Annotated in this window: 2 protein-coding genes; both read left to right on the top strand. The window is 66.7% G+C overall.

The window, feature by feature from the left end; translation table 11 throughout:
* A partial coding sequence (locus EOD07_RS32350) for a GlxA family transcriptional regulator (protein ID WP_245470578.1) occupies nt 1-1,002 on the top strand: 1,002 nt, incomplete at its 5' end.
* 134 nt (nt 1,003-1,136) lie between these two features.
* On the top strand, nt 1,137-2,022 hold an 886-nt coding region (locus EOD07_RS32345; protein ID WP_127238143.1), incomplete at its 3' end, for an aminotransferase class III-fold pyridoxal phosphate-dependent enzyme.

Raw genomic sequence — 2,022 nt, 5'->3', positions numbered from 1 at the left:
AACGATCGACGATCCCGGAAGCAGATGGCCAAGAAGTTCGCATTTCTCCTGGTGCGCGATTTCACCTTGTCGCCGCTGTCGCTGTTCATCGACACGCTGAGGCTGGCCGGCGACGAGGGCGACCGCAGCCGCAGGATCGAGTTCGACTGGGAGATCGTCGGCGAGCGCGGCCTGCCGATCCGGGCAAGTTGCGGCGTCGAATTGCTTCCGACCCGGGCGATGGGCAATCCCGAGGATTTCGACAATGTCGTGGTGGTCGGCGGCCTGCTCGACACCAACCGCAAGCTGAGTTCGGAAAAGGAGGCGTTTCTGCTGCGCGCCGCGCAGAAGGGCGTGCCGCTCACCGCGCTCTGCACCGGCAGCTTCGTGCTCGCGCGCTACGGCCTGCTCGACGGCTACAGCGCCGCGGTCAGCTGGTTCCACATCAAGGATTTTCGCGCCGAGTTTCCTGACGTGAACGCCCATGCCGACAGCCTCTATTCCGTCGACCGTGGCCGGGCGACCTGCGCCGGCGGCACCGGCGCCGCCGACCTCGCCGGCTATTTCGTCTCGCAGTTCATCGGCCAGAAGGCGGCGGAGAAGGCGGCCAAGATCCTGGTGCTCGACCGCATCCGCTCCAGCCGCGACGTGCAGCCGGTCGGCGACCTTTTTCCCGCGGCCGCGAGCCGCGCGGTGAAGCGGGCGCTGCTTCTGATGGAAAGCAATCTGCAGGAGACGCTCTCGGTCGCCGAGATCGCCGCCAGGCAGAACTGCTCGCGCCGCCAGCTCGAGCGCCTGTTCGGCGCCGAGCTCGGCATCGGCCCGATGGCCGCTTATCTGGCGCTGCGGCTGCATTACGCCAAGTCGCTGCTGGAAGGCAGCGACCTTGCCATCGGCGAGATCGCCTATCGCTGCGGCTTCCCCAATGCCGGCCATTTCAGCCGCGTCTTCCGCCAGCAGACCGGCATCACGCCGACCCATCTCAGGCACCCGAACCGCGCGGTCGCGGCGGCCGCAAAATGATGTGGACTTGCCACGACCCTGGTCGGGTCGCATGCCCGGTCTGGCTGATTGCGCCGGCGCGGAAACGAACCGTAGCTTCGTGACGAGCGGCGGTTGCGTCGCTGTTTCATTGGTCGAAGTCGCCTCGGAGAGCCATGCCGCAATATCCCGACGCCATGCCTGGATCGAAAGCCCTGTTCGAGCGCGCCAGGAAGGTGATGCCGGGCGGCAACACGCGCACCACGGTCTTCGTCGATCCGTTTCCGATCTATGCCGCGCATGGCGAGGGCTGCAGGCTGTGGGATGTCGACGGCAATGTCTATTACGACTGCATCAACAATTTCACCGCGATGATCCACGGCTATGCGCACTCGGGTGTCACCGCGGCCGTGGCCGGGCAGTTGCCGCTTGGCACCGCTTTCGGCGCCCCGACGCTGAGCGAGATCGAGCTTGCCGAGCTGCTGGTCGAGCGGCTGCCCTCCGTCGACCAGATCCGCTTCACCAACTCGGGCACCGAGGGCGTGATGATGGCGATCAAGGCCGCGCGCGCCTTCACCGGCCGGCCGAAGATCGTCAAGATCGAGGGCGCCTATCACGGCTCCTATGATTTCGCCGAGGTCAGCCTGGACTCATCCCCCGCCAATTGGGGCGACCTGCCGAGATCGACGCCCTATGCCAGGGGCACGCCGCGCGGCGTGCTGGACGACGTGATCGCCGTGCCCTTCAACGACACCGAGGCGCTGCGCGCCGTCTTCGCCGCCGAGGGCGACACCATCGCGGCCGTGCTGATCGACCCGATGCCCAACCGGGCCGGGCTGATCCCTGCGCGCCGGGATTACCTCCAAGCCATGGTCGAGATCGCCCATGCAGCGGGTGCGCTGGTCATCTTCGACGAGGTCATCTCGTTTCGCCTGGGATGGTCTGGCGCGCAAGGCCTGTGGGGCATCCAGCCCGACCTGACGGCGCTCGGAAAAATCATCGGCGGCGGTTTTCCGGTCGGCGCCGTGGGCGGTCGCGCCGATATCATGGCGGTGTTCGATC

It is taken from the genome of Mesorhizobium sp. M2C.T.Ca.TU.002.02.1.1, assembly GCF_003997225.1.
The sequence above is the reverse complement of the archived record's forward strand: the minus strand, read 5'-3'. Positions and strand labels throughout refer to the sequence as shown.